The sequence below is a fragment of the Streptomyces sp. NPDC111802 genome, from assembly GCF_055634335.1.
On sequence record NZ_JBVKCZ010000005.1, the window covers coordinates 1 to 24,161 of the forward strand.

The 24,161-nt window shown below is 70.9% G+C and carries 16 protein-coding genes, 1 tRNA gene and 2 pseudogenes; 3 read left to right on the forward strand and 16 right to left on the reverse strand.

All coding sequences use genetic code 11. The features are described 5' to 3' along the window. A partial coding sequence (locus ACZ7NC_RS06245; RefSeq protein ID WP_471485390.1) for an AsnC family protein occupies positions 1–257 on the reverse strand: 257 nt, incomplete at its 3' end. A gap of 265 nt (positions 258–522) precedes the next feature. Between ACZ7NC_RS06245 and ACZ7NC_RS06250 the strand changes: the two genes are divergently transcribed. Together ACZ7NC_RS06250 and ACZ7NC_RS06255 are read left to right on the forward strand one after the other, a co-directional pair. Further along, a complete protein-coding gene (locus ACZ7NC_RS06250; protein ID WP_471485392.1) occupies positions 523–786 on the forward strand; it encodes a hypothetical protein in 264 nt (87 codons plus the stop codon). 171 nt (positions 787–957) lie between these two features. Continuing rightward, positions 958–1,095, forward strand: coding sequence for a hypothetical protein (locus ACZ7NC_RS06255; RefSeq protein ID WP_471485394.1), 138 nt, complete (start codon positions 958–960; stop codon positions 1,093–1,095). Positions 1,096–1,275: 180 nt separating this feature from the next. On the opposite strand, the gene ACZ7NC_RS06260 is transcribed toward ACZ7NC_RS06255, so the two are convergent. The 11 genes from ACZ7NC_RS06260 to bldG all read right to left on the reverse strand — a co-directional run bounded on the left by ACZ7NC_RS06260 (position 1,276) and on the right by bldG (position 18,910). Continuing rightward, positions 1,276–1,349, reverse strand: a tRNA-Thr gene (locus ACZ7NC_RS06260). A gap of 128 nt (positions 1,350–1,477) precedes the next feature. Continuing rightward, on the reverse strand, positions 1,478–3,106 hold the full coding sequence (locus tag ACZ7NC_RS06265; RefSeq protein ID WP_471485396.1) for an alpha/beta hydrolase: 1,629 nt from the start codon (positions 3,104–3,106) through the stop codon (positions 1,478–1,480). 133 nt (positions 3,107–3,239) lie between these two features. Next, positions 3,240–4,445: a DNA polymerase III subunit delta' gene (locus tag ACZ7NC_RS06270; RefSeq protein WP_471485398.1), complete on the reverse strand. Its 1,206-nt coding sequence runs from the start codon at positions 4,443–4,445 to the stop codon at positions 3,240–3,242. A gap of 302 nt (positions 4,446–4,747) precedes the next feature. After that, the gene (gene tmk / locus ACZ7NC_RS06275) at positions 4,748–7,954 is read right to left on the reverse strand and encodes a dTMP kinase (RefSeq protein ID WP_471485400.1); all 3,207 of its coding nucleotides are present in this window, start codon (positions 7,952–7,954) and stop codon (positions 4,748–4,750) included. Between the two features lie 167 nt (positions 7,955–8,121). Further along, positions 8,122–10,965, reverse strand: a complete 2,844-nt coding sequence (topA, locus tag ACZ7NC_RS06280; RefSeq protein ID WP_471485401.1) for a type I DNA topoisomerase — start codon at positions 10,963–10,965, stop codon at positions 8,122–8,124. Between the two features lie 251 nt (positions 10,966–11,216). Next, positions 11,217–11,414 (reverse strand): hypothetical protein, encoded by a 198-nt coding sequence (locus ACZ7NC_RS06285; protein ID WP_471485403.1) that lies wholly within the window; start codon positions 11,412–11,414, stop codon positions 11,217–11,219. 1,406 nt (positions 11,415–12,820) lie between these two features. Then, entirely contained in the window at positions 12,821–14,350 is a 1,530-nt protein-coding gene (locus ACZ7NC_RS06290; RefSeq protein ID WP_471485404.1) for a DUF7059 domain-containing protein, read from the reverse strand. Between the two features lie 136 nt (positions 14,351–14,486). Further along, positions 14,487–15,083, reverse strand: coding sequence for a small secreted protein (locus ACZ7NC_RS06295; RefSeq protein WP_471485406.1), 597 nt, complete (start codon positions 15,081–15,083; stop codon positions 14,487–14,489). A gap of 214 nt (positions 15,084–15,297) precedes the next feature. Beyond that, positions 15,298–17,700 carry a sodium-translocating pyrophosphatase gene (locus ACZ7NC_RS06300; protein WP_471485407.1) on the reverse strand — a complete coding sequence of 801 codons (2,403 nt, stop codon included), beginning with the start codon at positions 17,698–17,700 and terminating at the stop codon, positions 15,298–15,300. 308 nt (positions 17,701–18,008) lie between these two features. Continuing rightward, complete coding sequence (locus ACZ7NC_RS06305; RefSeq protein ID WP_471485409.1) at positions 18,009–18,446, reverse strand: ATP-binding protein; 438 nt, start codon at positions 18,444–18,446, stop codon at positions 18,009–18,011. 122 nt (positions 18,447–18,568) lie between these two features. Next, a complete protein-coding gene (gene bldG, locus ACZ7NC_RS06310; RefSeq protein WP_003975386.1) occupies positions 18,569–18,910 on the reverse strand; it encodes an anti-sigma factor antagonist BldG in 342 nt (113 codons plus the stop codon). 82 nt (positions 18,911–18,992) lie between these two features. Here bldG and ACZ7NC_RS06315 point away from each other — a divergent pair. Next, positions 18,993–21,440, forward strand: a pseudogene (locus ACZ7NC_RS06315) (DEAD/DEAH box helicase); the annotation flags it as partial. Between the two features lie 619 nt (positions 21,441–22,059). Here ACZ7NC_RS06315 and ACZ7NC_RS06320 read toward each other — a convergent pair. The 4 genes and pseudogenes from ACZ7NC_RS06320 to ACZ7NC_RS06335 form a co-directional block, all read right to left on the reverse strand. After that, positions 22,060–22,503, reverse strand: a pseudogene (locus ACZ7NC_RS06320) (Rv3654c family TadE-like protein); the annotation flags it as partial. Next, positions 22,500–22,895 (reverse strand): TadE family type IV pilus minor pilin, encoded by a 396-nt coding sequence (locus ACZ7NC_RS06325; RefSeq protein ID WP_471485410.1) that lies wholly within the window; start codon positions 22,893–22,895, stop codon positions 22,500–22,502. The gene ACZ7NC_RS06325 and the pseudogene ACZ7NC_RS06320, both read right to left, overlap by 4 nt. After that, positions 22,882–23,091: a DUF4244 domain-containing protein gene (locus ACZ7NC_RS06330; protein ID WP_471485412.1), complete on the reverse strand. Its 210-nt coding sequence runs from the start codon at positions 23,089–23,091 to the stop codon at positions 22,882–22,884. The genes ACZ7NC_RS06325 and ACZ7NC_RS06330 overlap by 14 nt, the downstream gene beginning before the upstream one ends. Before the next feature lie 275 nt (positions 23,092–23,366). Next, complete coding sequence (locus tag ACZ7NC_RS06335) at positions 23,367–24,158, reverse strand: type II secretion system F family protein (RefSeq protein ID WP_471485414.1); 792 nt, start codon at positions 24,156–24,158, stop codon at positions 23,367–23,369. Between the last annotated feature and the right edge of the window lie 3 nt (positions 24,159–24,161).

The window sequence follows — 24,161 nt, forward strand, 5'->3', positions numbered from 1 at the left end:
GCCAGGCTGTACGCGACACTCTGAGCGGTGTTCGGGCTGGCCGTGAGCCTCAGAATCCACTTCCCAGCTGACGGTTGCCGCGGGTTCACCACCCCGACAACGCGAAGCGACAGCTCGCTGCTCAGCCGCCCGTAGCGACGGGCGACTGTTTGCGTGGAGACGCCCAGAACCTCGGCGATCCGGCTGAACGGCGCCCGACCGTCGATACGCAGGGCATGAATGATACAGTGGTCCAATTCATCGATTGCGGGGACCACTGTCTCAGAAAATTCGCCCACTGGCCGTCCAGGGCCATGGACGCTCAGCAAGGCTTGCTCAGCAAGGTTTGCGGCACAGGTTTCCCCCGAATAGCCTGGGACAGGACCTCGTCAATGGGCTTGGCTGTCGGAAACGGCGTTTTTCATCACCAGGGCCCCGGCGAGTTCCGTTCCATGGTGATGGTCAGACAGTTCTCGTGATCAGCCATGCTTTGCCGGATTTGGCGCGCGGGCATGGAGTCCGCAACCGTGGTCGAAGGAATACGTGTTCGGTATCACCAGCCTGCCGGCCTCGGACGCGAGACCCAGCGACCTGGCGGTCCGTCAACAGCTGCACTGGCCCGCCGAGTACCGGCATCACGTCCTGGATGACACCTTCGAGGAGGAGCGCCGCCAGGCCCGCACTGCGCGCCTGCCCGGGAACCTCTCCACCCTGCACGACCTGGCATTCCAAGCGGTCAAGACCGACCAATACGGCAATATCGCATGCAGCCGCTGTCACTACACCAGCCCCCCGACCAGCTCCTGAACCACTACGGACCATGACCATCACCACGAAGTGGATATCAATAGGTCAAGAGGAAATCGCCGGGTTCCTGACTCATCGTCAGGGTTTGGTCGGCAGAATCCACTAGGTCCAGTCTTCGGACGAGTGTACACAGGTTCTCGCTCTCCGTGGCTACGGCGGAAGCATCTGCCGGTGACAGCAACCCTCCGGCTGACCGCCCCGGCCCTCGCCCACTCGGCGTCCGACATGTCCGAGGGATACGCATCCAGCTGCGACACGGCCGCGCCGTACGTGCCGGGCGGCGGCGTGGGAAGCGGTGACAACTGCTGAGCAACCCGTCGAGTGCTCGTGCACTTGAACGGTAGAGCAGGAACAACCGGCCACCCGGTCTCGCGCTCCGACTCCGGGCTCAAGAAGCCACCATGCCTGCGCCTCTGCCTCCACCCACGGCCCGCGCCGGTCAAATGAAGTACGCCCAGGTCAGACGATGTCTGACCTGGGCGCAAGATGAGCCGCCTTCGGGATTCGAACCCGAGACCTACGCATTACGAGTGCGTTGCTCTGGCCATCTGAGCTAAGGCGGCACGCTGTCCGCACTATGGTGCGATCAGCAACGTCGGTAAGTCTACACAGTTTCTGAAGTGCTCCGTACCAACGCCTGCCCGGCCCTCCGCCGCCCCGGAGGGCCGCATTCCGGGGCGGTTGGTGGTGGCTATGCGCAGCGCTTGTCCCGGGTCGGTGGCGTCCCTCGGACGAGGTACGCGTTGATCGTGTCGTCGATGCAGGTGCTGCCCCGGCCGTACGCCGTGTGGCCGTCGCCGTCGTAGGTGAGGAGGCGGGACGAGGAGAGCTGGCGGGAGAGGGCCTGGGCCCAGCGGTAGGGGGTCGCCGGGTCGCGGGTGGTGCCGACCACGACGATCGGGGCCGCGCCCTTCGCCTCGATGCGGCGCGGTTCGCCGGTGGCGGCCACCGGCCAGTACGCGCAGTTCAGGGTGGCCCAGGCGAGGCCCTCGCCGAAGACGGGGGACGCCTTCTCGAACGCGGGGAGGGATCTGCGGACCTCGTCGGGGGTGGAGAAGGCCGCTGGGAGATCCACGCAGTTCACGGCGGCGTTGGCGAACATCAGGTTCGTGTAGCGGCCGTCGGCGTCGCGCTCGTAGTAGCTGTCGGAGAGGACGAGGAGGCCCGCTCCGTCGTTCTCCCGCATCGCCGAGTGCAGCGCGTCGCGCAGCTGTGCCCAGGCGCCCTCGTCGTACATCGCCGCGATCACACCGGTGGTGGCAAGGGATTCGCCCAGCTCACGACCGTCCGCGTCGCCGGTCGGGACGGGCTTCGCGTCGAGCTTCTCGAAGAAGGCCTTGAGGTTGCGGCCGACCTCGCTCGCCTTGGTGCCCAGCGGGCAGTCCCGCTGCCGTACGCAGTCCCTCGCGAACGCCTGGAACGCCGTCTCGAACCCCGCAGTCTGGTCGAGGTTCATCCGGCGGGCGGGCAGTGAGGGATCCATCGCGCCGTCCAGGACCAGCCGGCCGACCCGGTCGGGGAAGAGCCCGGCGTACGTCGCCCCGAGGAAGGTGCCGTACGACGCCCCCACATACGTGAGCTTGTCGTCCCCCACCGCCGCACGCAGGATGTCCATGTCGCGGGCCGCCTCGGCGGTGGAGACATGGCGGAGGAGACCGGCGGCGTCCGCTCCGCACCCTTCCGCGAACTTCTTGTACGCGTCGACGAGCTCGCCGGTCTCCCGCTCGTCGTCCGGCGTGAAGTCCGTCTGTGTATAGGCGTCCATCTCCTTGCCGTCGAGGCATTCGACCGGCTCGCTGCGGGCGACTCCGCGCGGATCGAGCGCGACCATGTCGTAGCGGGCGCGCACCACGGTCGGGTAGCCGATCCCCGCGTACTGCTGGAGATAACCGATCGCCGAACCGCCAGGCCCGCCCGGGTTCACGAGCAGCGATCCGAGCCGCTCGCCGGGTCCCGTCGCCTTCTTGCGGGTCACAGCGAGCCGGGTGTCCCCGGCCTCCGGCTTCGCGTAGTCGAGCGGCGCCCGCATGGTGGCGCACTGGAAGCCGGGCGCCCCACAGTCGCGCCAGGTCAGCTTCTGCCCGTAGTACGGTGCGAGCGCGGCCGGTGTCGACTGCGGCAACGCGGCCAGCGCGGCCTCGGCCGCCGGGCTCCCCGGGTGCGTCGATCCGCCGGAGGTGCAGGCGGAGGCGAGCAGCGCGGCGACGGCGAGGAGGGTGCCGAGTGTGCCCGTCCGCCGGTGGTGCCGACGGCGGTTGCGTGGATCCGGTCCGCTCCGGCTCGGGTCTGGGCTGAGTGGGGAGCTGTACCTGGTGTGCATCTGGCGAGCGTAACTCTGTGCAGTGGTTCGGATGCTCTGCGTGCGCAGGCTGCGGCTCGTACGTGTTACACGGTCAACCTCCCGTTGATCACTTGCGGATGAGAGCCCGGGCCGCGCTGGAGCCGGGGCCGGCTCAGCCCGCTCTGAGTGCCATGGTCATCGCCTCCACCGCCAGCAGCGGCGCCACATTGCTCTCGAGTGCATCGCGGCAGGCGGCGATCGCCTCGATGCGGCGGAGCGTGGACTCCGGCGAGCTGTCGCGGGCGATGCGGTCGAGGGCGTCCTCGGCATCGGTGTTGGCGAGGGCGATGCGGGAGCCGAGCTGGAGGGCGAGGACGTCGCGGTAGAAGGCGGTGAGGTCGGTCAGGGCGAGGTCGAGGCTGTCGCGCTGCGTCCTCGTACGGCGCCGCTTCTGCTTGTCCTCCAGATCCTTCATCACGCCCGCCGTGCCACGCGGCATCCTGCCCCCCTGGACCGCACCCAGCGCCGCCTTCAGCTCCTCGGTCTCCTTGCCGTCCATCTCCTCGGCCAGCTGCTTGGCGTCCTCTGCGGCGGCATCCACCAGCTCCTGGGCGGCCTTGAGGCAGGCGCCGACCTCGCCGAGGCGCAGCGGCAGCTTGAGCACGGCGGCCCGGCGCTCGCGGGCCGCCGGGTCGGTGGCCAGGCGGCGGGCCCGATCGACGTGGCCCTGGGTGGCGCGGGCCGCCGCAGCGGCCACGGCGGGGTCGACGCCCTCCCGGCGTACCAGCATGTCGGCGATGGCGTCGACCGAGGGCGTGCTCAGGTTCAGGTGGCGACAGCGGGAGCGGATGGTGGGCAGGACGTCCTCGATGGAGGGGGCACAGAGCAGCCAGACCGTGCGGGGGGCGGGCTCCTCCACTGCCTTCAGGACGGCGTTGGCGGACTTCTCGTTCAACCGCTCCGCGTCCTCGACGAGGATGATCTGCCAGCGGCCGTTCGCCGGCGAGGTGAACGACTTGCGGACGGTGTCCCGCATGTCGTCGGCGAGGATCTGGGTGCCGACGGCGGCGACGGTCGTGACGTCTGCGTGCGTGCCCACCAGCGCCGTATGGCATCCGTCGCAGAAACCGCAGCCGGGGGCACCGCCGAGCGCGCGGTCCGGGCTCACGCACTGCAACGCCGCGGCGAACGCCCTGGCCGCCTGATTCCGGCCCGCCCCGGGCGGCCCCGTGAACAGCCAGGCATGCGTCATCTTGGATGCCTCTGGGGGCGGCGCGCCGGTGGCAACGGCGGTGACGAGGGCGTCGGCGTCCCGAGCGGCAGCGCCCAGCTGCTCACTGACCCGCTCCTGGCCGACCAGGTCGTCCCATACGGTCATGGGGTCACGCCCGCCTTTCGTCACACTTCACGTCGCCCGACCCATTGTGCGGGGCGGCACTGACAACGGGCGCCGGGCGGGTCGGGTCCGGTCACGTCGGCCGGCGCCGGCGGTCGGGCGACGGTGGGTCGGGGAGCGGGCAGGACTGGCGGTCGGGCGGCGGGTGCGGGCCGGTGGGGGCTGAGCGCGCAGTTCCCCGCGCCCCTTGGGTGGGTCGGGGCACGTCGGCCGCGCCTCTGTCTACTTGGTCAGGTCACGCCGGCCCAGACACAGCCGCACTCGGCCGACGCGACCCCGCCGACTCAGCGCCGCCGACCCCGCCCCCGGCCCCCGTCCTCGTCGTACTCGTCCTCATGCGGACCGAGAAGCTCGTCCGCCAGCGTCGGCAGATCGTCCAGCGGCGTCTCCTCGGCCCAGTCGGACCGAGCCCTGCGCCGCGGCGCACCCGCCTCGTCGATCTGGGGCATCTCACGCGTACGTTCCTCGTCGCGGAAGTGCCCCGGCGGAACCCGACCCCCGGGCTCGTCCCCCGACACGGGAGGCAGAACGGCCGTCTCGTCCGCGGCACCCGGAGGAACCGGCGGAAGCACAGCAGTCTCATCTGCCGCACCCGGGGGAACAGGAGGCAGCACAGCCGTCTCATCTGCCGCACCCGGAGGCGCCGGAGGCTGCGGCAGCCTCGTCGTCACCTCGGACTCCGACTCGGACGATTCCCCGGAAGCACGCTCACCGGACGGCCGCTCGCCGCCACGCTCCTCATCGCGCACCGGCCGCAGCACAGTCGTCTCGTCCGACGCCCCACCCGGCGCGTTCCCCGGCGTCACCAAAGGCGTGGGAACCGTCGCCGCGTCCCGGAAGGCAGCCCGGGCCTCTGGCTCCGTCGGCTTCGGACCCGCCTCCGCCGCGGCCGCGGCCTGCTCGGCCAGCCGCCGGGCCTCCTCCGCCCGCAGCAGGGCCTCTTCCGCCTTGCGCTGCTTCTCCAGGCGCCGCGCCTCGGCCTCGGCACGGATGCGTGCCTCCTCCTCGGCCTGCTTGCGGCGCCGATCCTCCTCGACCTTGCGGCGCGCTTCCTCCTCGGCGCGCACCTTCTCCTCCGCGAGGAGGCGCTGGCGCTCCTCCTCGGCCCGTCGGCTCGCTTCCTCGGCCCGCTGCCGGGCCTCCTCCGCCTGCCGTTCGGCCTCGCGCCGCTGCGCCTCCTCCAGCTCGCGCCGCTTGCGCTCCTCCTCCTCGGCGCGCAGCCGGGCGAGCTGCTCCTGGCGCTCGCGCTCCAGGCGCTCCTCCTCGGCCTTGCGGGCCGCCTCTTCCTCGGCCTTGCGGCGGGCCTCCTCCTCGGCCTTCCGGCGCGCTTCCTCCTGCGCCTGGATCTCCGCCTCGGACAGCGGCAGCAGCTGGTCGAGCCGGTGCCGGATGACCGTCGTCACCGCCTCCGGCTCCTGGCCCGCGTCCACCACCAGGTAACGCCCGGGGTCGGCAGCAGCCAGCGTCAGGAAGCCGGAGCGCACGCGCGCGTGGAACTCCGCGGGCTCCGACTCCAGCCGGTCCGGCGCCTCGGTGAACCGCTCGCGGGCGATCTCCGGCGAGACGTCCAGCAGCACGGTCAGGTGGGGTGCCAGTCCGTTCGTCGCCCAGCGGTTGATACGGGCGATCTCCGTCGGCGACAGGTCGCGGCCCGCGCCCTGGTAGGCGACCGAGGAGTCGATGTACCGGTCCGAGATCACGACCGCGCCGCGCTCCAGCGCCGGCCTGACCACCGTGTCCACGTGCTCCGCGCGGTCCGCCGCGTACAGCAGTGCCTCGGCGCGGTGCGACAGGCCGGCGCTCGACACGTCCAGCAGGATCGACCGCAGCCGCTTGCCGACCGGCGTCGCGCCGGGCTCGCGGGTGACGACGACCTCGTGGCCCTTGCCCCGGATCCACTCGGCGAGCGCCTCGGCCTGGGTGGACTTCCCGGCGCCGTCGCCGCCCTCCAGGGCGATGAAGAAACCGGACGTCGCGGGCACCTGCTCCGGGTCGTCCCCGCCGAGCACCGCGTCCCGCAGGTCCTGCCGCAGCGGCACACCGGAACGGTCGTCGACCTTGGCCAGCACCAGCACGGCCACCGGCAGCAGCAGCGCCCCGACCAGCATCAGCGTGAACGCCGCACCGCCGTGCGCGAAGACGAACTTGCCGCTCTCCAGCCGATGCGGCCCGATGAGCGCGGCCACCAGCGGCGCGATCACCGCGCCGAGCGCCACACAGACCCGTACGACCGCGTGCAGATGCTCGGTCGTGCGCGCCCGCCGGAACTCCTCGGCCTCCTGGTCGATCAGCGTGTGCCCGGTGTTGGCGGACACGCCCGCGCCGACCCCGGCCAACGCGACGATCAGCAGGACGGTCGTGACGTCCGGGACCAGGCCCGCGGCCAGCAGCGCGATGCCGGTGAAGGCGATGGCCAGCGCCAGCAGCCGGCGCCGCGACAGGGCGGGCAGCACGGAGGGCGCCGTACGGATGCCGACGACCACGCCGCCGGTCAGCGCGAGCATCAGCAGGCCGTACAGCACCGGGCCGCCGCCCAGGTCCTTGGCGTGCAGCACGGCGACGGCGACGGCCGCGGCCACCGCTGCGGCGACCGCCGCGCATGCCGTCACCAGCAGCGCGATCGCGCCGGTACGGCCCTTGTCCACGCCCGAGCCGGTCTTCGGGCGGCGCAGTCCCTCCAGCGGCGACCGCGCGCGCGGGGTGCGCGTGTCGGGCAGCTCCAGGAAGGTCAGCACGGACAGGGACGCGGCGAACAGACCGGCCGCGACATACGACGCGAGGGCCGCCTGGTGCTGCTCGAACCAGGCGAGCCCGGCACCGAGCAGATTGTTCAGCAGGGCGGCGGCGACGAGTGCGGCGGCGGCCATCGGGACCGCCACGAAGCTCGTACGCAGCGACAGGCGGCGCAGGGCGTCCATGTGGTCGGGCAGCGGTCGTACCGTCGCGCCCTCCGGCGGCGGGGGCGGCAGCAGCGCGGGCGCCGCGCTCTCCCGGCACACCGTCCAGAAACGCTCGGCCACGCCGGTCACGAAGACGGTCACCAGGAGGAGCGCCAGCGCGTTGTCCGGCGTCCAGTCGATCCACAGGGGCGCGACGATCAGCAGGGCGGTCCGCAGTCCGTCCGCGCCGACCATGGTCCAGCGCCGGTCGAGCGGGCCGTCCTGCGAGGTCAGCGACGTCAGCGGGCCGAGGAGTATGGCGCCGAAGAGCAGCGTGGCCAGGATGCGCACGCCGAAGACGGTCGCCACTGCGAACGCCACGCCCCGGTAGCCACCGCCGAACGACCCTTCGGCGATCGCCGCCTGAAGGGCCAGCAGCACCAGCACAAAAAGGGCGAGGATGTCGCCGACACCGCCCACCAACTGCGCGCTCCACAGTCGCTTGAGCTGCGGTCGGCGCAGCAGGGCGCGGACGGCGCGCTCGCGTGAGTCCGCCGCGAGGGCGTCGTCGGGGGCCGTGTTGGGGGCCGTTGGCTGCTCGGCTCGCGTCATGCTTTCAGCCTATCGGGAGCCACCGACAGCCCGGCGCTCCCGCCCGAACGTACGCACGCCCCGACACCAAACTGATGCCGAGGCGTTCGTTTTGCGAACCGTAAGTGAAGAACCGGACCGTCAACCGGCCTCCATGGGAGCCCGGTTGGTCCCGGGGTGAGGGCGGCTCAGTCCTCCGCCGACGAATTGGAGGCCGTCGCCTTCTTGGCGGCCGTCTTCTTCGCCGTGGTCTTCTTCGCCGCCGCCGCCGTCGTCGTCTTCTTCGCCGCGGTCTTCTTGGCGGCCGTCTTCTTGGCCGGGGCGGCCTTCTTGGCGGCCGTCTTCTTCGCCGGGGCCTTCTTCGCCGTCTTCTTGGCGGGCGCCTTGGCGCGCTTCTCGGCGAGCAGCTCGAAGCCGCGCTCCGGCGTGATCGTCTCGACGCTGTCGCCGGAGCGCAGGGTCGCGTTGGTCTCGCCGTCCGTCACATACGGCCCGAAGCGACCGTCCTTGACCACGACCGGCTTCTCGCTGACCGGGTCGGTGCCCAGCTCCTTCAGCGGCGGCTTGGCGGCCGCGCGACCGCGCTGCTTGGGCTGGGCGTAGATCGCCTGCGCCTCTTCCAGCGTGATCGTGAAGAGCTGGTCCTCGGACTGGAGCGAGCGCGAGTCCGTGCCCTTCTTCAGGTACGGGCCGTAGCGGCCGTTCTGCGCGGTGATCTCCACGCCGTCCGCGTCGGTGCCGACGACGCGTGGCAGCGACATCAGCTTGAGCGCGTCCTCCAGCGTCACCGTGTCGAGCGACATCGACTTGAACAGCGAGGCCGTGCGCGGCTTGACCGCGTTCTTGCCGGTCTTCGGGGTGCCCTCGGGGAGCACCTCGGTGACGTACGGGCCGTAGCGGCCGTCCTTGGCGACGATCGCGTGGCCGGTCTGCGGGTCGTTGCCCAGCTCGAAGTCGCCGCTCGGCTTGGCCAGCAGTTCCTCGGCCAGCTCCACGGACAGCTCGTCAGGCGCCAGGTCGTCCGGGATGTCGGCGCGCTGGTGCTGCTCGGTGTCCTTCTCGCCGCGCTCGATGTAGGGGCCGTAGCGGCCCACGCGCAGCACGATGTCGTTGCCCACCGGGAACGACGACACCTCGCGCGCGTCGATCGCGCCCAGGTCGGTCACCAGTTCCTTGAGGCCGCCGAGGTGGTCCCCGTCGCCGTTGCCGGCGTCGGCCGCGCTGCCGTTGTGCGTGCCCTCGCCGAAGTAGAACCGCTTCAGCCACGGCACGGACTGGGCCTCGCCGCGGGCGATGCGGTCGAGGTCGTCCTCCATCTTGGCGGTGAAGTCGTAGTCGACGAGCCGCCCGAAGTGCTTCTCCAGGAGGTTGACCACGGCGAAGGACAGGAAGGACGGGACGAGCGCCGTGCCCTTCTTGAACACATAGCCGCGGTCCAGGATCGTGCCGATGATCGACGCGTACGTCGACGGGCGGCCGATCTCGCGCTCTTCGAGTTCCTTGACCAGGGAGGCCTCGGTGTAGCGGGCCGGGGGCTTGGTGGCGTGCCCGTCGACCGTGATCTCCTCGGCGCTGAGCGCGTCGCCCTCGTTGACCTGCGGGAGTCGGCGCTCGCGGTCGTCCAGCTCGGCGTTAGGGTCGTCGGCGCCTTCGACGTAGGCCTTCAGGAAGCCGTGGAAGGTGATCGTCTTGCCGGACGCGCTGAACTCGACGTCCCGTCCGTCGGCCGCCGTGCCGCCGATCTTGACGGTGACGGAGTTACCGGTCGCGTCCTTCATCTGGGAGGCGACGGTCCGCTTCCAGATCAGCTCGTAGAGCCTGAACTGGTCGCCGGTCAGCCCGGTCTCGGCAGGCGTGCGGAAGCGGTCGCCGGAGGGGCGGATCGCCTCGTGCGCCTCCTGGGCGTTCTTGACCTTCCCGGCGTAGGTGCGCGGGGCGGACGGCAGGTAGTCGGCGCCGTACAGCTGCGTGACCTGGGCGCGGGCGGCCGAGACTGCGGTGTCGCTCAGCGTCGTGGAGTCCGTACGCATGTACGTGATGTAGCCGTTCTCGTACAGCTTCTGCGCGATCTGCATCGTGGCCTTCGCGCCGAAGCCGAGCTTGCGGCTGGCCTCCTGCTGCAGCGTCGTCGTACGGAACGGGGCGTACGGCGAGCGGCGGTACGGCTTGGACTCGACGGACCGGACGGCGAACCGCGTCTGCTCCAGGGCGGCGGCGAGGGCGCGGGCGTTCGCCTCGTCGAGGTGGAGCGTGTTCGCGCTCTTGAGTTGTCCCAGGGAGTCGAAGTCGCGGCCCTGCGCGACCCGCCTGCCGTCGACGGTCTGCAGGCGGGCGACCAGCGACGACGGGTCCGACGAGTCCCCCGTGCGGCCGGTCGCGAAGGTGCCCGTCAGGTCCCAGTACTCAGCAGAACGAAACGCGATGCGGTCGCGTTCCCGCTCCACGACGAGCCGGGTGGCGACGGACTGCACACGGCCGGCCGACAGCCGGGGCATGACCTTCTTCCACAGGACCGGCGAGACCTCATAGCCGTAGAGACGGTCGAGGATGCGGCGGGTCTCCTGGGCGTCCACCAGCTTCTGGTTCAGCTCGCGCGGGTTGGCGACGGCGGCCTGGATCGCGGCCTTGGTGATCTCGTGGAAGACCATCCGCTTGACCGGGACCTTGGGCTTGAGGACCTCCTGGAGGTGCCAGGCGATGGCCTCGCCCTCGCGGTCCTCATCGGTGGCGAGGTAGAGCTCGTCGGAGTCCTTCAGCAGGTCCTTGAGCTTCTTGACCTGAGCCCGCTTGTCGGCGTTGACGACATAGATCGGCTCGAAGTCGTGCTCGACGTCCACACCGAGGCGGCGTACCTCGCCGGTGTACTTCTCCGGCACCTCCGCGGCGCCGTTCGGGAGGTCGCGGATGTGCCCGACGCTCGCCTCGACTACGTATCCGGGGCCGAGGTAGCCCTTGATCGTCTTCGCCTTGGCAGGCGACTCGACGATGACGAGTCGGCGGCCGCCCTGTGCGGTCTCGCTGGTCGGGGACAACTTCGCTCTTCTCTCCGGTCGACGCTGGGGCCTCCCCAGGTCGCTTGGGTCCCGGGGTCGGGTGGTGGTGGTGACGCTGCGGAGTGTGACGGTACATCCCGCCCCGTTGTCAAACGGGAAAAGCCCGCAACGGCCACTCGAACGGTAACCCGACTTCCGCCATTCCTGCCGCCCGGAGTCGCCACAGGTCTATTCGAGCCTTTCCGGAAGACGGCTCGCCAATTATCGGTCGCCCAGCTCATCGGCCGTTCTCAGAGGCGGGTGAAGCACCACGTTCCGAGGATGAGCGCGATCACCGAGACAAGGCCCGCGAGGGTCGCTGATGCGACGGGGTTCACACCGTGGGCGACGGGCTGGCGCTGTCGTACCCGGACCGCGGTCCACACCAGCAGCCCGCCTCCGAACAGGGCGAACACGATCCCAGCGAAGATCGCCGGTCCCCTTTCCATGACCCGCTTGCCCCTTTTCTCCCGTCCACGTGTGCCCCAGCCCGGCGAGGCTGACACGTGCGGACGGCGCTCAGGCGAACCTCAGGTGAACGCGGAACCGACGCGACTGTGGACTCTCCAGACCCCGCGGTCCCGCCTGCCACAGCCGCCCCACAGGATCCTCCACCCTCGCCGGCCTCGCCCGCCTCAGACCGCGCCGGACACGAATATTTTTCCGGTCGTCTCGGATCCGTCGGCCCCGGCTGACCATGCACACGACCTTGCTGAAGCCCAGTTCCCAGTCCTCCTCGTCCGCGATCCAGCCGTAGACGGTCCCCTCGGTACCCGGCACCCAGAGCGACTCGAATTTGTTCCCGCACAGCTTGGTGATGTTGTGGGGCCCTTCTTGTGGTTCATTTCGCCGGGCGCCTGAACCGTGCCTATGGCCTGGTCGGTGTGCGGTTCGGAGCAGTCGATCAACGGGGCGTTGTAACCGTCCTCCTGTTCTTCGTAGACCCAGCAGTCGCATGCCTGCCGAGTACGAGACATGCCGTACCGCTGCCCGTCGCGGCGAACCGGTCCTTCGTCGGTACGACGGCGTGGTCGCGACTCCCGTGTACGGGGGCGGGGTGGGGCTCGCGGCGTACGGCGGCGACGAGGCGGGGGCTCCCGGTGTATGGCGGCTGGCCTGTCCAGCCCACGTGCGGCGGCTCGGAGCGGTGGGGTCGGGTCCTCGCCGAGCATGGCCGTCGGGGTGGGGTGCCGCCGTGGCGGTCGAAGAGGCCGCGGGCCGGCCGCGGCGGCATACAGGGTGGTGCCGAGGGAGAACTGGTCGGCGGCGGGCGTGGGCGGTTCGCCGCGGGCGCGCTCTGGGGCGAGGGAGCCGGGGGGCCCGAGGATGCCCGCGGTGGCCGTGAGACGGGGCTTGCTTGCGGGACTCGGGCTGGAGGGCGATGCCGTAGTCGGTGAGCAACTCGCGCGCGTAGAGGTCGCCCGAAGCGGCCGATGCCAGAAGGATGTTGGCCGGTTTCACATCCCTGTGGAAAATGCTGATCCGGAGCCCGGCGGTCCGCGCGTCGAGCCCGACACGGGCCGCCTGAACAGGAGTCAGCGGCCCCGAACTCCGTACGACGGCCTGGAGATCCACCGCGTCCGGGGCCTCGCTGCGGGCCCGCGCAATGCGCCGCGAGGTCTCGCTCGCGTCCATCGGCACGTCCGCAAGCGCGATCTCCTTCGGCGCGACCTCGCAGGCCAACTCCTCGTCGTACGCGAGCCTCCCCGGCGCCTTCGCGGTGATCCGGCCTCTCCCCCGCCATCACGCCTCCCCGAGACCCGGGACAGCGCCCCCCGAAGGCGCGCCGGGAGGCAAGGCCATCAGAGGTGCCGAAACACCTCAGGTGTGCCAAGAAGCGCGAGCCCGGCCCGGGTCACCGCGCCGGTTCGAGGAAGCCCTGCTCCACCAGCAGCCGGATCTGTGCGGGGGTACGGTCGCGCAGCAAGACCGGGTCCTCGCCCATCAGTTGGGCGATGGCGTCCAGGATGCGGCCCGCGCTCAGTGTGCCGTCGCACACGCCGGCGAAACCCGCGCCGACCGTGTCCACCTGAGCGGCCCGGCGCATACCGCGGTGCTGGCGCAGCACCACGTGCTCCGGGTCCTCCGCGCCGGGCATCCCGACCTGCTCCTGCACCACCTCGGCGACCAGCCGGAAGTGGTCCGCCAGCAGGGCCGCATCGTCGCGGGCACGCAGATAGTCGAGCCGGTCGAAGTGCGCCCGCACCGTGTCGCCGAGCGGCTGCTCGACCGGATGGGGCCACTCCTCCACCGTGATCGAGGGCACGGCGGCCGACGCCTTGCGCAGGGTGATCCAGCCGAACCCCACGGCCCTCACCTTGCGCGCCTCGAACTCGTCCAGCCACGCGTCGTACCGCGCCTGGTACTCGGCCGGGTCACCCCGGTGGTCACCGGCGTCCCTGAGCCACAGCTCGGCGTACTGCGTGACGTCCTGGACCTCGCGCTGCACGATCCACGCGTCGCACCCGCGTGGCACCCACGACCTGAGCCTGTCCTGCCAGTCCTCCCCCTCCACGTGCTGCCAGTTGGCGAGGAACTGCGCGAACCCGCCCTCGTTCAGCCGCTCCCCCGCTCCCTGAACGATCGACCGGCACAGATCGTCCCCGCCCATCCCGCCGTCGCGATACGTCAGCCGCGCGCCCGGTGAGATCACGAACGGCGGGTTGGACACGATCAGGTCGTATGTCTCGCCGTTCTTGAGCGGTTCGAACAGCGAGCCCTCCCGCAGGTCCGCGGCCGGGGCGCCGGACAGCGCGAGCGTCAGCGCGGTGATGTGGAGCGCGCGCGGATTGAGGTCGGTCGCCGTCACGCGCGTGGCGTGCTGCGCGGCGTGCAGCGCCTGGATGCCGGATCCGGTGCCGAGGTCCAGGGCGGCGGGGACGGGCGTACGGACGGTGATGCCGGCGAGGGTCGTGGAGGCGCCGCCGACGCCGAGGACGACACCCTCGTCCTTGCTGCCGATGCCGCTCGCTCCGCCGACCGCGCATCCCAGGTCGGACACGATGAACCAGTCCTCGCCTTCGGGCCCGCCGTACGGCCGTACATCCACGGTCGCGGAGACGTCGTCGCCCGAGTCGCCGCCGACCCGGACCAGCCACCCGCTCTCCAGACACGCGTCCAGAGGCAGTACGTCCGCCACGCGCGCGTGCGGCACGGGTTGTTGCAACAGGAACAGCCGTACGAGCGCCTCCAGGGGCGTGTCTCCCCGGGTCGCCCGGAGCGCGGGCACGGTCTCACTGCGCGCGAGCGCCGCGTACGCGGGCGCGCCGAGCAGTTCGAGCAGCCCGTCGGCGGTGAAGGAGGCCCCGAGCAGGGCCTCCCGCAGCCGGGCGGCCACATCGGGGCGGTCGGAGTCGGGCAGGGCAGGCAGCGCGGAGTCACTCACGACCCCATTGTGGCCCGCGCCCGCCCCCCGAGTCGGCATGGCTACCTGCGAGCGGAACGGTTCGACAGCGGAGGGCAGCGAAACGGTTCAGCCGCGGAGGCGGCGAAACGGCTCGGCCGTCGCAGGCCGCGTCGGCTCAGCTGTCGGTGGCCTCGGCCGCGCCGGACGCCACGGCGGCCTGCTTGCAGCCCTCCTGCGAGGTCAGCGCCTTCTTGGTGTCGCCGGACTCCAGCTTCTTCAGCGCCGTGATCGCGCTCGTGCGCTGGGTCTCCACCTGCTTCATCTCGGCCGACACGTCCTTCAGACCGGACGCGAACTTGCCCTGGTTCTTCGTGTCCAGCCCGTCGACCCGCTTCTTCAGGTCGGCGTAGGCGGCGGAGAGGGCGGTGAGCTTCTTGACGACGTCCTTCTGGACCGTCGCGCCGCCCTCGACCCCCGGAGGCGCCCCGGCGCTGCCGATGAGGGTCGCGCGGGCCTTGTAGCCCTCGGCGAGGTCCTGGAAGGCCTTGGAGTCGGCCTGCTGGAGTTCCTCGGGCGTGCTGGTGGTGTCCTTGGCGGCCTTGGTGATCGCGACGTAGGCCGCCGAGATCTTCGCGTTCTGCGCCGGCACCGCGTCGCAGACCTTCTTGGCCCAGGCGTCGAGTTCCTTGTTGCCCTCGTCGCTCGTGCATCCCGTCAGCGCCAGCACCAGTACCGCACCGCCGGACAGTGCGGCCGCGAGCTTCTTGTTCACCGGTTCGGTCCCTTCCGTGGCTCTCGGCCAACGGACCTTACACGTCGGGCGACGAACAGCTGTGCGTCGAATGCGGCATTCATTACGTTGTCCGACTCTTTGCACCATGTGAGAGAAGGGTCACGGCTAGGGCGTGAAAACGCACAAGGCGGGCGGGCGGCGCACCAACGCGCGCCGCCCGCCCGCCTCTTGAGCTGGGCCGTCGTATGACCGCCTACGAAACCACCGCGGGATCAGCCGGTTTGGTGACCCGCTCGGCGTTGCCTTCGTCACCCATGGCGATGCCACGCCGCTTGGAGACGTAGACCGCGCCGACGATCACGAGGAGCGAGGCGACGGCGATCAGGACCCGTACGCCGACGTTCTTGTCCTCCCCGTAGCTGAACTGGATGACCGCGGGCGCGATGAGCAGCGCGACCAGGTTCATCACCTTCAGCAGCGGGTTGATCGCGGGACCGGCGGTGTCCTTGAAGGGGTCACCGACCGTGTCGCCGATCACCGTCGCGGCGTGGGCCTCACTGCCCTTGCCGCCGTGGTGGCCGTCCTCGACGAGCTTCTTGGCGTTGTCCCAGGCGCCGCCGGAGTTGGCGAGGAACACCGCCATCAGCGTGCCGGTGCCGATCGCGCCCGCGAGGAACGCGCCGAGGGCGCCGACCCCGAGCGTGAACCCGATGAAGATGGGCGCCAGCACGGCGAGCAGACCGGGCGTGGCGAGCTCGCGCAGGGCATCCCGGGTGCAGATGTCGACGACCTTGCCGTACTCCGGCTTCTCGGTGTAGTCCATGATCCCGGGCCGCTCGCGGAACTGCCGCCGCACCTCGTACACCACGGCACCCGCCGACCGCGAGACCGCGTTGATCGCCAGCCCCGAGAACAGGAAGACGACCGCGGCGCCCGCGATGAGGCCGACGAGGTTGTTGGGCTGCGAGATGTCCATCATCAGGTTCATCGGCGCGCCTTCGCCGCTGAGCTTCTCGCCCACGTCCCGCGCGCCGGTGGTGATGGCGTCGCGGTACGACCCGAAGAGCGCCGCCGCCGCCAGCACGGCGGTGGCGATGGCGATGCCCTTGGTGATGGCCTTGGTGGTGTTGCCGACGGCGTCCAGGTTGGTGAGCACCTGGGCGCCCGCGCCCTGGACGTCGCCGGACATCTCGGCGATGCCCTGCGCGTTGTCGGAGACCGGCCCGAAGGTGTCCATGGCGACGATCACGCCGACCGTGGTGAGCAGGCCGGTGCCGGCCAGCGCCACCGCGAACAGCGCCAGCATGATCGACGTACCGCCGAGCAGGAACGCCCCGTACACGCCGAGCCCGATCAGCAGGGCGGTGTAGACGGCCGACTCCAGGCCGACGGAGATGCCGGCGAGGACGACGGTGGCGGGACCGGTCAGCGACGACTTGCCGATGTCCAGGACCGGGCGCCGGTTGGTCTCGGTGAAGTAGCCGGTCAGCTGCTGGATGACGGCGGCGAGCAGGATGCCGATACCCACGGCGACGAGCGCGAGGATCCGCGGGTCGCCGTCCTTGGCGGCGATGGCCGCGTCGCTGATGCCGTCGAGGTCGGCGTACGACGACGGCAGATAGATGAATACGGCCGCTGCCACGAGCGCGAGCGAGATCACCGCGGAGATGAAGAAGCCGCGGTTGATCGCGGTCATGCCGCTGCGGTCGGTGCGGCGCGGAGCCACGGCGAAGATGCCGATCATCGCCGTGATCACGCCGATCGCGGGCACGATCAGCGGGAAGGCGAGACCGGAGTCGCCGAAGGCCGCCTTGCCGAGGATCAGGGCGGCGACCAGGGTCACCGCGTACGACTCGAACAGGTCGGCCGCCATGCCCGCGCAGTCGCCGACGTTGTCGCCCACGTTGTCGGCGATGGTCGCGGCATTGCGCGGGTCGTCCTCCGGAATGCCCTGTTCGACCTTTCCGACCAGGTCGGCGCCGACGTCGGCGGCCTTGGTGAAGATGCCGCCGCCGACACGCATGAACATCGCGATCAGCGCGGCACCGAGACCGAATCCTTCGAGCACCTTCGGCGCGTCGGCCGCGTACACCAGCACCACACAGGAGGCGCCCAGCAGACCGAGCCCCACCGTGAACATGCCGACGACGCCGCCCGTGCGGAAAGCGATCTTCATTGCTTTGTGCGAGACGGTGGTGAGATCCTTTTCGGGCTCACCTTCCGCCGGGGTCGCTTCCCGTGCGGCCGCGGCGACGCGGACATTGGTGCGCACGGCGAGCCACATGCCGATATAACCGGTGGCCGCCGAGAACGCGGCGCCGATCAAGAAGAACACCGATCGGCCGATGCGCTGATTCCAGTCGTCCGCGGGCAGCAGCATGAGCAGGAAGAACACGACGACGGCGAATACGCCGAGCGTGCGCAGCTGCCGGGCCAGATAGGCATTGGCGCCTTCCTGGACCGCTGCCGCGATCTTCTTCATGCTGTCGGTGCCCTCGCCCGCCGCCAGCACTTGGCGCACCAGGACGCCGGCGACCACGAGCGCGGCCAGCGCGACGACGCCGATGACCGTGACGATGATCCGGTTGTCGTCGGTCAACACCGCGGCTGCGAGGGTTGAGGGATGGTCCAGCTGAGGGGTAGAAAGCCCCGCCATTCGTCCTCCTTGACGCTTGGGCTGAGCTCAAGATGTGGACGGATTCTAGGTACCGGAACCTGATCAAAACAGATGGCGGTAAACGGAATCGGCCTTCACATGCCGTTCAGCAAATGATCGACATCCCGCCACACGACCCGAAAGCGCTAACGCCCTAAAACCATTGACGTGAGCATTGAAGCTTGATCGAATTATCGGGAGATCGATCGTGAATTCCTTCACGAATTCTCGGCACCCCTCATGAAAACACGAAGGGGCCCTGCTGAGCAGGGCCCCTTCGTGATGAGGTCGTTCGGTGGGTCGTTCGTTCAGGGGAGCACCGCGGCCGGCGGTGTGGTCGGCCAGGTCATACGGATCAGCCCACCATGCTCCCCTGCGGAGACCTCCACGTCGTCGACGAGACCGCTGATGACCGCGAGTCCCATCTCGTCCTCTTCGGCGTCGACTTCGCCGTCGTCGCCCGCGGCACCGGGAGCCCGCTCACCGGGAGCGAAACGCGGCGCCTCGTCGCCGACCTCGATGGAGAACTGCTTCTCCTCCTCGATCAGCGCCACCTTCACCGGCGCCGTGAGGCCGACGCTCTGGTGCAGCCCGACGGCCCGGGAGCAGGCCTCGCCAACGGCGAGCCTGACCTCGTCCAGGACGGCCTCGTCCACTCCGGCCCTGCGCGCCACCGCTGCCGCCACCAGCCGGGCGGTCCTGACGTGCTCGGGCAGCGCGCTGAAGCGGAGTTCAACGGTGGCCATGCATCCCCCTCGGAACTTCGGGCGTGCTGTCGGGGGGAACCGGGCCGCCGAAAGCCCGCTCCCCCTTCCCTTTCAACTTCTGCCGCCCCGGGCACGCCGTGCGGCGCGCCCGGGTCCGGTGATCAGTCGGTCGCCGCTACCGCTTCCTCGACCGAGGTGTGAATCGGGAACACCTTGGTGAGGCCGGTGATGCGGAAGATCTTGAGAATGCGCTCCTGGTTGCAGACCAGGCGCAGGGAGCCCTCATGGGCACGAACCCGCTTCAAGCCGCCGACCAGCACGCCGAGCCCGGTGGAGTCGAGGAAGTCCACGCCCTCCATGTCGACGACGAGGTGGAAACTCCCGTCGTTCACCAGCTCGACCAGCTGCTCGCGCAACTTGGGCGCGGTATATACGTCGATTTCGCCACCGACCTCGACGACCGTACGATCGCCGACGGTACGGGTCGACAGGGACAGGTCCACGGATCCTCCAGCACCTTGCTATCGAGCGGTCGTCCCTCGGGACACCTCGGCTTGCAGTCCCCAGGACAGTTCGCCAGCCGCGATGGCATTCAATCACTTACCGGCAGGCGTGCACGACGCCTTGGTCCCATTGTCCGTCACGCCAGTGACACACTCGGTCCCGATGGCCAAGAATCACCGATCCGATCGATCCCCGACTGGCCCCGTTTCCCGGGTGGACCCGGGCGCGGTGCTGGGCCGACTCGCCTCGGGGCCGAGTCGGGCTTCGCGCATCACTCATACGGAGCATGTGCCCCCGCGTGCGGGCCGCCATGCCGTCTGGCCCGACCGGATCCGCGCGGAGGTCATCGCCGCTGTACAGACGGCCGGAATCGAACATCCCTGGGCCCACCAGGCACGCGCCGCCGAGCACGCCCTGGACGGCGAATCGGTGGTCGTCGCCACGGGCACGGCCTCCGGCAAGTCCCTGGCCTACCTCGTGCCGGTCCTCTCGACACTCCTGGACGGCTCCGAGGCCCCGAACGGCCGTGGCGCCACCGCTCTCTACCTGGCTCCGACCAAGGCTCTTGCGGCGGATCAGTGCCGTTCGGTGAAGGAACTTTCACATCCGCTGGGCAATTCTGTTCGACCCGCCGTGTACGACGGCGATACTCCATTCGAGGAACGCGAGTGGATCCGCCAGTACGCCAACTACGTGCTCACCAACCCCGACATGCTGCACCGGGGCATACTCCCGTCCCACCCCCGCTGGTCCTCCTTCCTCAAGTCGCTGAAGTACGTCGTCATCGACGAATGCCACACCTACCGGGGCGTCTTCGGCTCCCATGTCGCCCAGGTCCTGCGCCGCCTGCGCCGCCTGTGCGCCCGCTACGGCGCCTCTCCCGTCTTCCTGCTGGCCTCCGCGACCGCCGCCGAGCCCGCGGTGGCCGCCCGCCGCCTCACCGGGCTCCCGGTGGTCGAGGTCGCCGACGACGCCTCCCCGCGCGGCGAACTGGTCTTCGCCCTCTGGGAGCCCCCGCTCACCGAGCTCCGGGGCGAGAAGGGCGCCCCCGTCCGGCGTACCGCCACTGCCGAGACGGCGGACCTCCTGACGGATCTGGCCGTGCAGGGCATCCGCTCGGTCGCCTTCGTACGTTCCCGGCGCGGCGCCGAGCTGATCTCGTTGATCGCCCAGGAACGCCTCGCCGAAGTAGATCGCTCCCTCGCCCGGCGTGTCGCGGCGTACCGGGGTGGCTACCTCCCCGAGGAGCGCCGCGCCCTGGAACAGGCCCTCCACTCCGGCGAACTCCTCGGCCTGGCCGCCACCACCGCCCTGGAACTCGGCATCGACGTCTCCGGCCTGGACGCCGTACTGATCGCCGGCTACCCCGGCACACGAGCCTCTCTGTGGCAGCAGGCGGGCCGGGCCGGCCGCTCCGGGCAGGGGGCGCTGGCCGTCCTGGTCGCCCGCGACGACCCGCTGGACACCTACCTCGTCCATCACCCCGAGGCCCTGTTCGACCGTCCGGTGGAATCGACGGTCCTCGACCCGGACAACCCGTACGTCCTGGCCCCTCACCTGTGCGCGGCGGCCGCGGAAATCCCGCTGACGGACGAGGACCTGGCGCTGTTCGGCCCCGAGGCCGAGGGGCTGCTGCCGCAGCTGGAGGCCGCGAAGCTGCTGCGCCGCCGTACGAAGGCCTGGCACTGGACGCGCCGCGAGCGGGCCGCCGACCTGACCGACATCCGCGGCGAGGGCGGCCGCCCGGTCCAGGTGGTCGAGGCCGGCACCGGACGACTGCTCGGCACGGTCGACGCGGGCGCCGCGCACGGCACCGTGCACGAGGGCGCGGTCCATCTGCACCAGGGCCGCACCTACCTCGTCCGCTCCCTCGACCTGGAGGACTCGGTCGCCCTGGTCGAGGAGGCTGCCCCGCCGTATGCCACGGTCGCCCGCGACACGACGGCGATCTCCGTCCTGGAGACGGACATCGAGGTCCCATGGGGCGACGGCCGCCTGTGCTACGGCTCCGTCGAGGTCACCAACCAGGTGGTCTCCTTCCTGCGCCGCCGGGTGATCACCGGCGAAGTACTGGGCGAGACGAAACTCGACCTCCCTCCTCGTACGCTGCGCACGCGCGCGGTGTGGTGGACGGTCACCGAGGACCAGCTGGACGAGGCCCGGATCAACCCGGAGATCCTCGGCGGCGCCCTGCACGCCGCCGAGCACGCCTCCATCGGGCTGCTCCCGCTCTTCGCGACCTGCGACCGCTGGGACATCGGCGGCGTCTCGATCCCGCTCCACCCCGACACGCTGCTCCCGACGGTCTTCGTCTACGACGGCCACCCCGGCGGCGCCGGCTTCGCGGAACGCGCCTTCCACACGGCCCGCTCCTGGCTCACGGCCACCCGCCAGGCCATCGCCTCCTGCGAGTGCGACGCCGGCTGCCCGTCCTGCATCCAGTCCCCCAAGTGCGGCAACGGCAATGACCCGTTGCACAAGAGGGGGGCGGTGCGGTTGCTCGGTGTGCTGTTGAAGGGGGCGGCGGAGGGGGAGGCCGGCGCGGGTGGGGGTGGGGGTGGGGGTGGGGGTGGGGATGGGGCGTTGCCCTCGTCTGTTCGGGATGGGGTGGCTGAGGGGTCGACTCGGGGCGAGGTTGCTGGGCGGCCGACGCAGGGCGAGGTGGCAGCCGGGGGTGGGGCAACTGGGCCAACGCCGGATGAAGTGGCTGACCGGGGCGGGGTGACTGGGCCGACGCCGGACGAGTTCACTGCCCCGGGCGGGGAGGGCGAAGGGGAGGGGGGATCCGTCCCGGCCCGGGAGGGGCCGGGGAGGCCCACGTCGGCCGCTCAGCCGCTCACGGACCCGGTCTCGACCGGTCCGTCCGCGCCGGGCCGAGCAGCGGCCCTGTCGGCGGAACGGCCGCCCTCGCAGGCTCCGTCGACCCGAGAGGTCCCGTCCGACCGAGTGGCCCCGCCGACCCGGGAGTCCCCGAAGGCGGCGTCGAGCCCGGAGTCTCCGAACGCGTCGTCGACCCCCGCGCCCCCGGGGCCGTCGTCGACCCCAGCGTCCCCGAAGCCATCGTCGACCCCAGCGTCCCCGAAGCCGTCGTCGACCCCAGCGTCCCCGAAGCCATCGTCGACCCCAGCGTCCCCGAAGCCGTCGTCGACCCCGCAGGCCCCGCCCGTGCCCTGACCTCCGCCTCGAAGGGCCCTCGGCCCGACGCCGCCGTCACGTCCGAGACCTCGCCGACCATCACGCACCGCACGAGCCGCACTCCCTGCGCCCGCGCAACCCGTTCCGCCCGCGCACAGGCGGCCGTACCGCCCTCCGCCCAGTGATCGGCCGCCGCCAGCGCCGAGAGATCCGCACCGCCGGCCGCACGGTGCCGGGTCACCACGGCGTGGCCCAGGGCGAGTACGACGCCGAAGACGACGCAGAGCACGGTGATGGCACCGAGGCTCCAGACGGTGGCGGAACCACGGTCCGAGCTGTGGTCGGCGCGGAGGGCGACGGCGAGCTTGCGGGCCGTGCGCCGACCTCCAGTTGAGTCACGCCTCGACCAGAGCCCTGCACGAGGACTGCTCCCGGTTGCGCAACCTCTGCTCCTCATGTCCCCGCCCCCACCGTCTCCTCCGTCGACGCCACGGCCTCCTCCCGTACCTCGAAGGCGAGCCCCCTCAGCACCGGTGGCTTGGCCACGACGACCACGTGGACCTCGTCCCCCTCTCGGTCAACCGTGACCGACGCACCGCGCGGTGCCGCCTCACGGGTCACCTCGATGACCTCGTCGATCGGATCCTGCCGTGCTGCCGCGCGAGCGCCCGTCCTGGCCGCGTCCACGCACTGGATCTGCGCCGCCATCACTAGCAGGCCCCACACCAGCGCCATCGCGAACATGACCAGCACGGGCAGCACGACAGCCGACTCAGCCGTCACAAATCCCCGGTCCGAGCACCAGGCCGCCCTGCGCTCGCGCCTCCCTTCCCGCTCACATCCGCGCATCGAGCGCCCGCTTCACGATGGCCTGCAGCTCCGCGCTTACCTCGCCGCTCGTCACGACCTTGTAGAGCACCACGGCGAACGCCACCGCCGCGACGATCCCCATCGCGTACTCGGAGGTGACCATCCCGGCGTCCCTCCGCGCCGCTCGCACCCTCCACAATTGCCTGCGCATCCGCGCCCGTACCGCCTTGTACATCTCAACCCCCGTAAGGTTCAGTCCTGTTGAAACCAGCTGTTGAATGTCCGCTGTTGAAGCTCCGCCGTCGGATGTCCGCTCTCGGATGACCGCAGTCGGATGACCGCAGTCGGATCCCCGCTGTCGTACGGCCCGATGGCCCGGAGGCCGTTGCCTACTGCCGGTTGCCCTCCGCCGCGCTCCCGTTCGCGGTCGGCGACGACGACCGTGCCGCCGCCGGCAGAGTCATGCACTCCCGTCCGCCGACCTGCGACGACCACACCCGTCTCACCCCGTCATCCACCACCCCCTCCCAACACCCCACCCGCGAGCCCGATCACCACCGGCGCCACGCCGACCGCGATGAACGCGGGCAGGAAGCACAGCCCCACCGGCACGGTGACCGTGACGGCCGCCCGTCTGGCCCGTTCCGTGGCAGCGCGCGTCCACTCGGCACGGGCCTCCGCGGCGAGCCGGGCGACCGGTCCGGCCGCCGGAAGCCCCGTCACATCGGCCCGTTCCAGCAACCGCGCCAGCGCCGCCGCCCCCGGCATCGAGGCCAGCCGCTGCCATGCCTCGCCCGGTTCACCGCCGAGCCGCACCTCCGCCGCGCCTCTCGCCAGCCCGTCCCCGACGGGACCGCCCAGCGCCTCGCCCACGGCCTGCGCCGCGATCACCGGACCGGCTCCCGCCGCGATACAGGCCCCCAGCAGATCGGCGGCGAGCGGAAGCCGACGTGCCACCTCACCGGCGTCGACCTCTGCCACGCCAGCCCCATCGGCCTCCTGGCGGCGCCGCCACGCCCACAGCCCGCCCGCGGCGACCAGCCCCACCACCAGACCGGCGACCCCGCCGACCAACGCCCACCCGGCGCCCCCGACCGCCACCACGGGCAGCCCATGCCGCACGCCCTGCCGGACGTCGAGCCGTCTACGCGTCGGCGCCACGTCGGCGTTCGTCATCAACCCCGCCAACCGTCGCCGGACCCTCCGCTCATTGCGGACCTCCGCCCACCACCGCAACAGCCACCCGACGACCAGCACCGCCCCCAGAGCCGTCCCCAGCCTGTGGACAACCTCCGCGCTCACGCC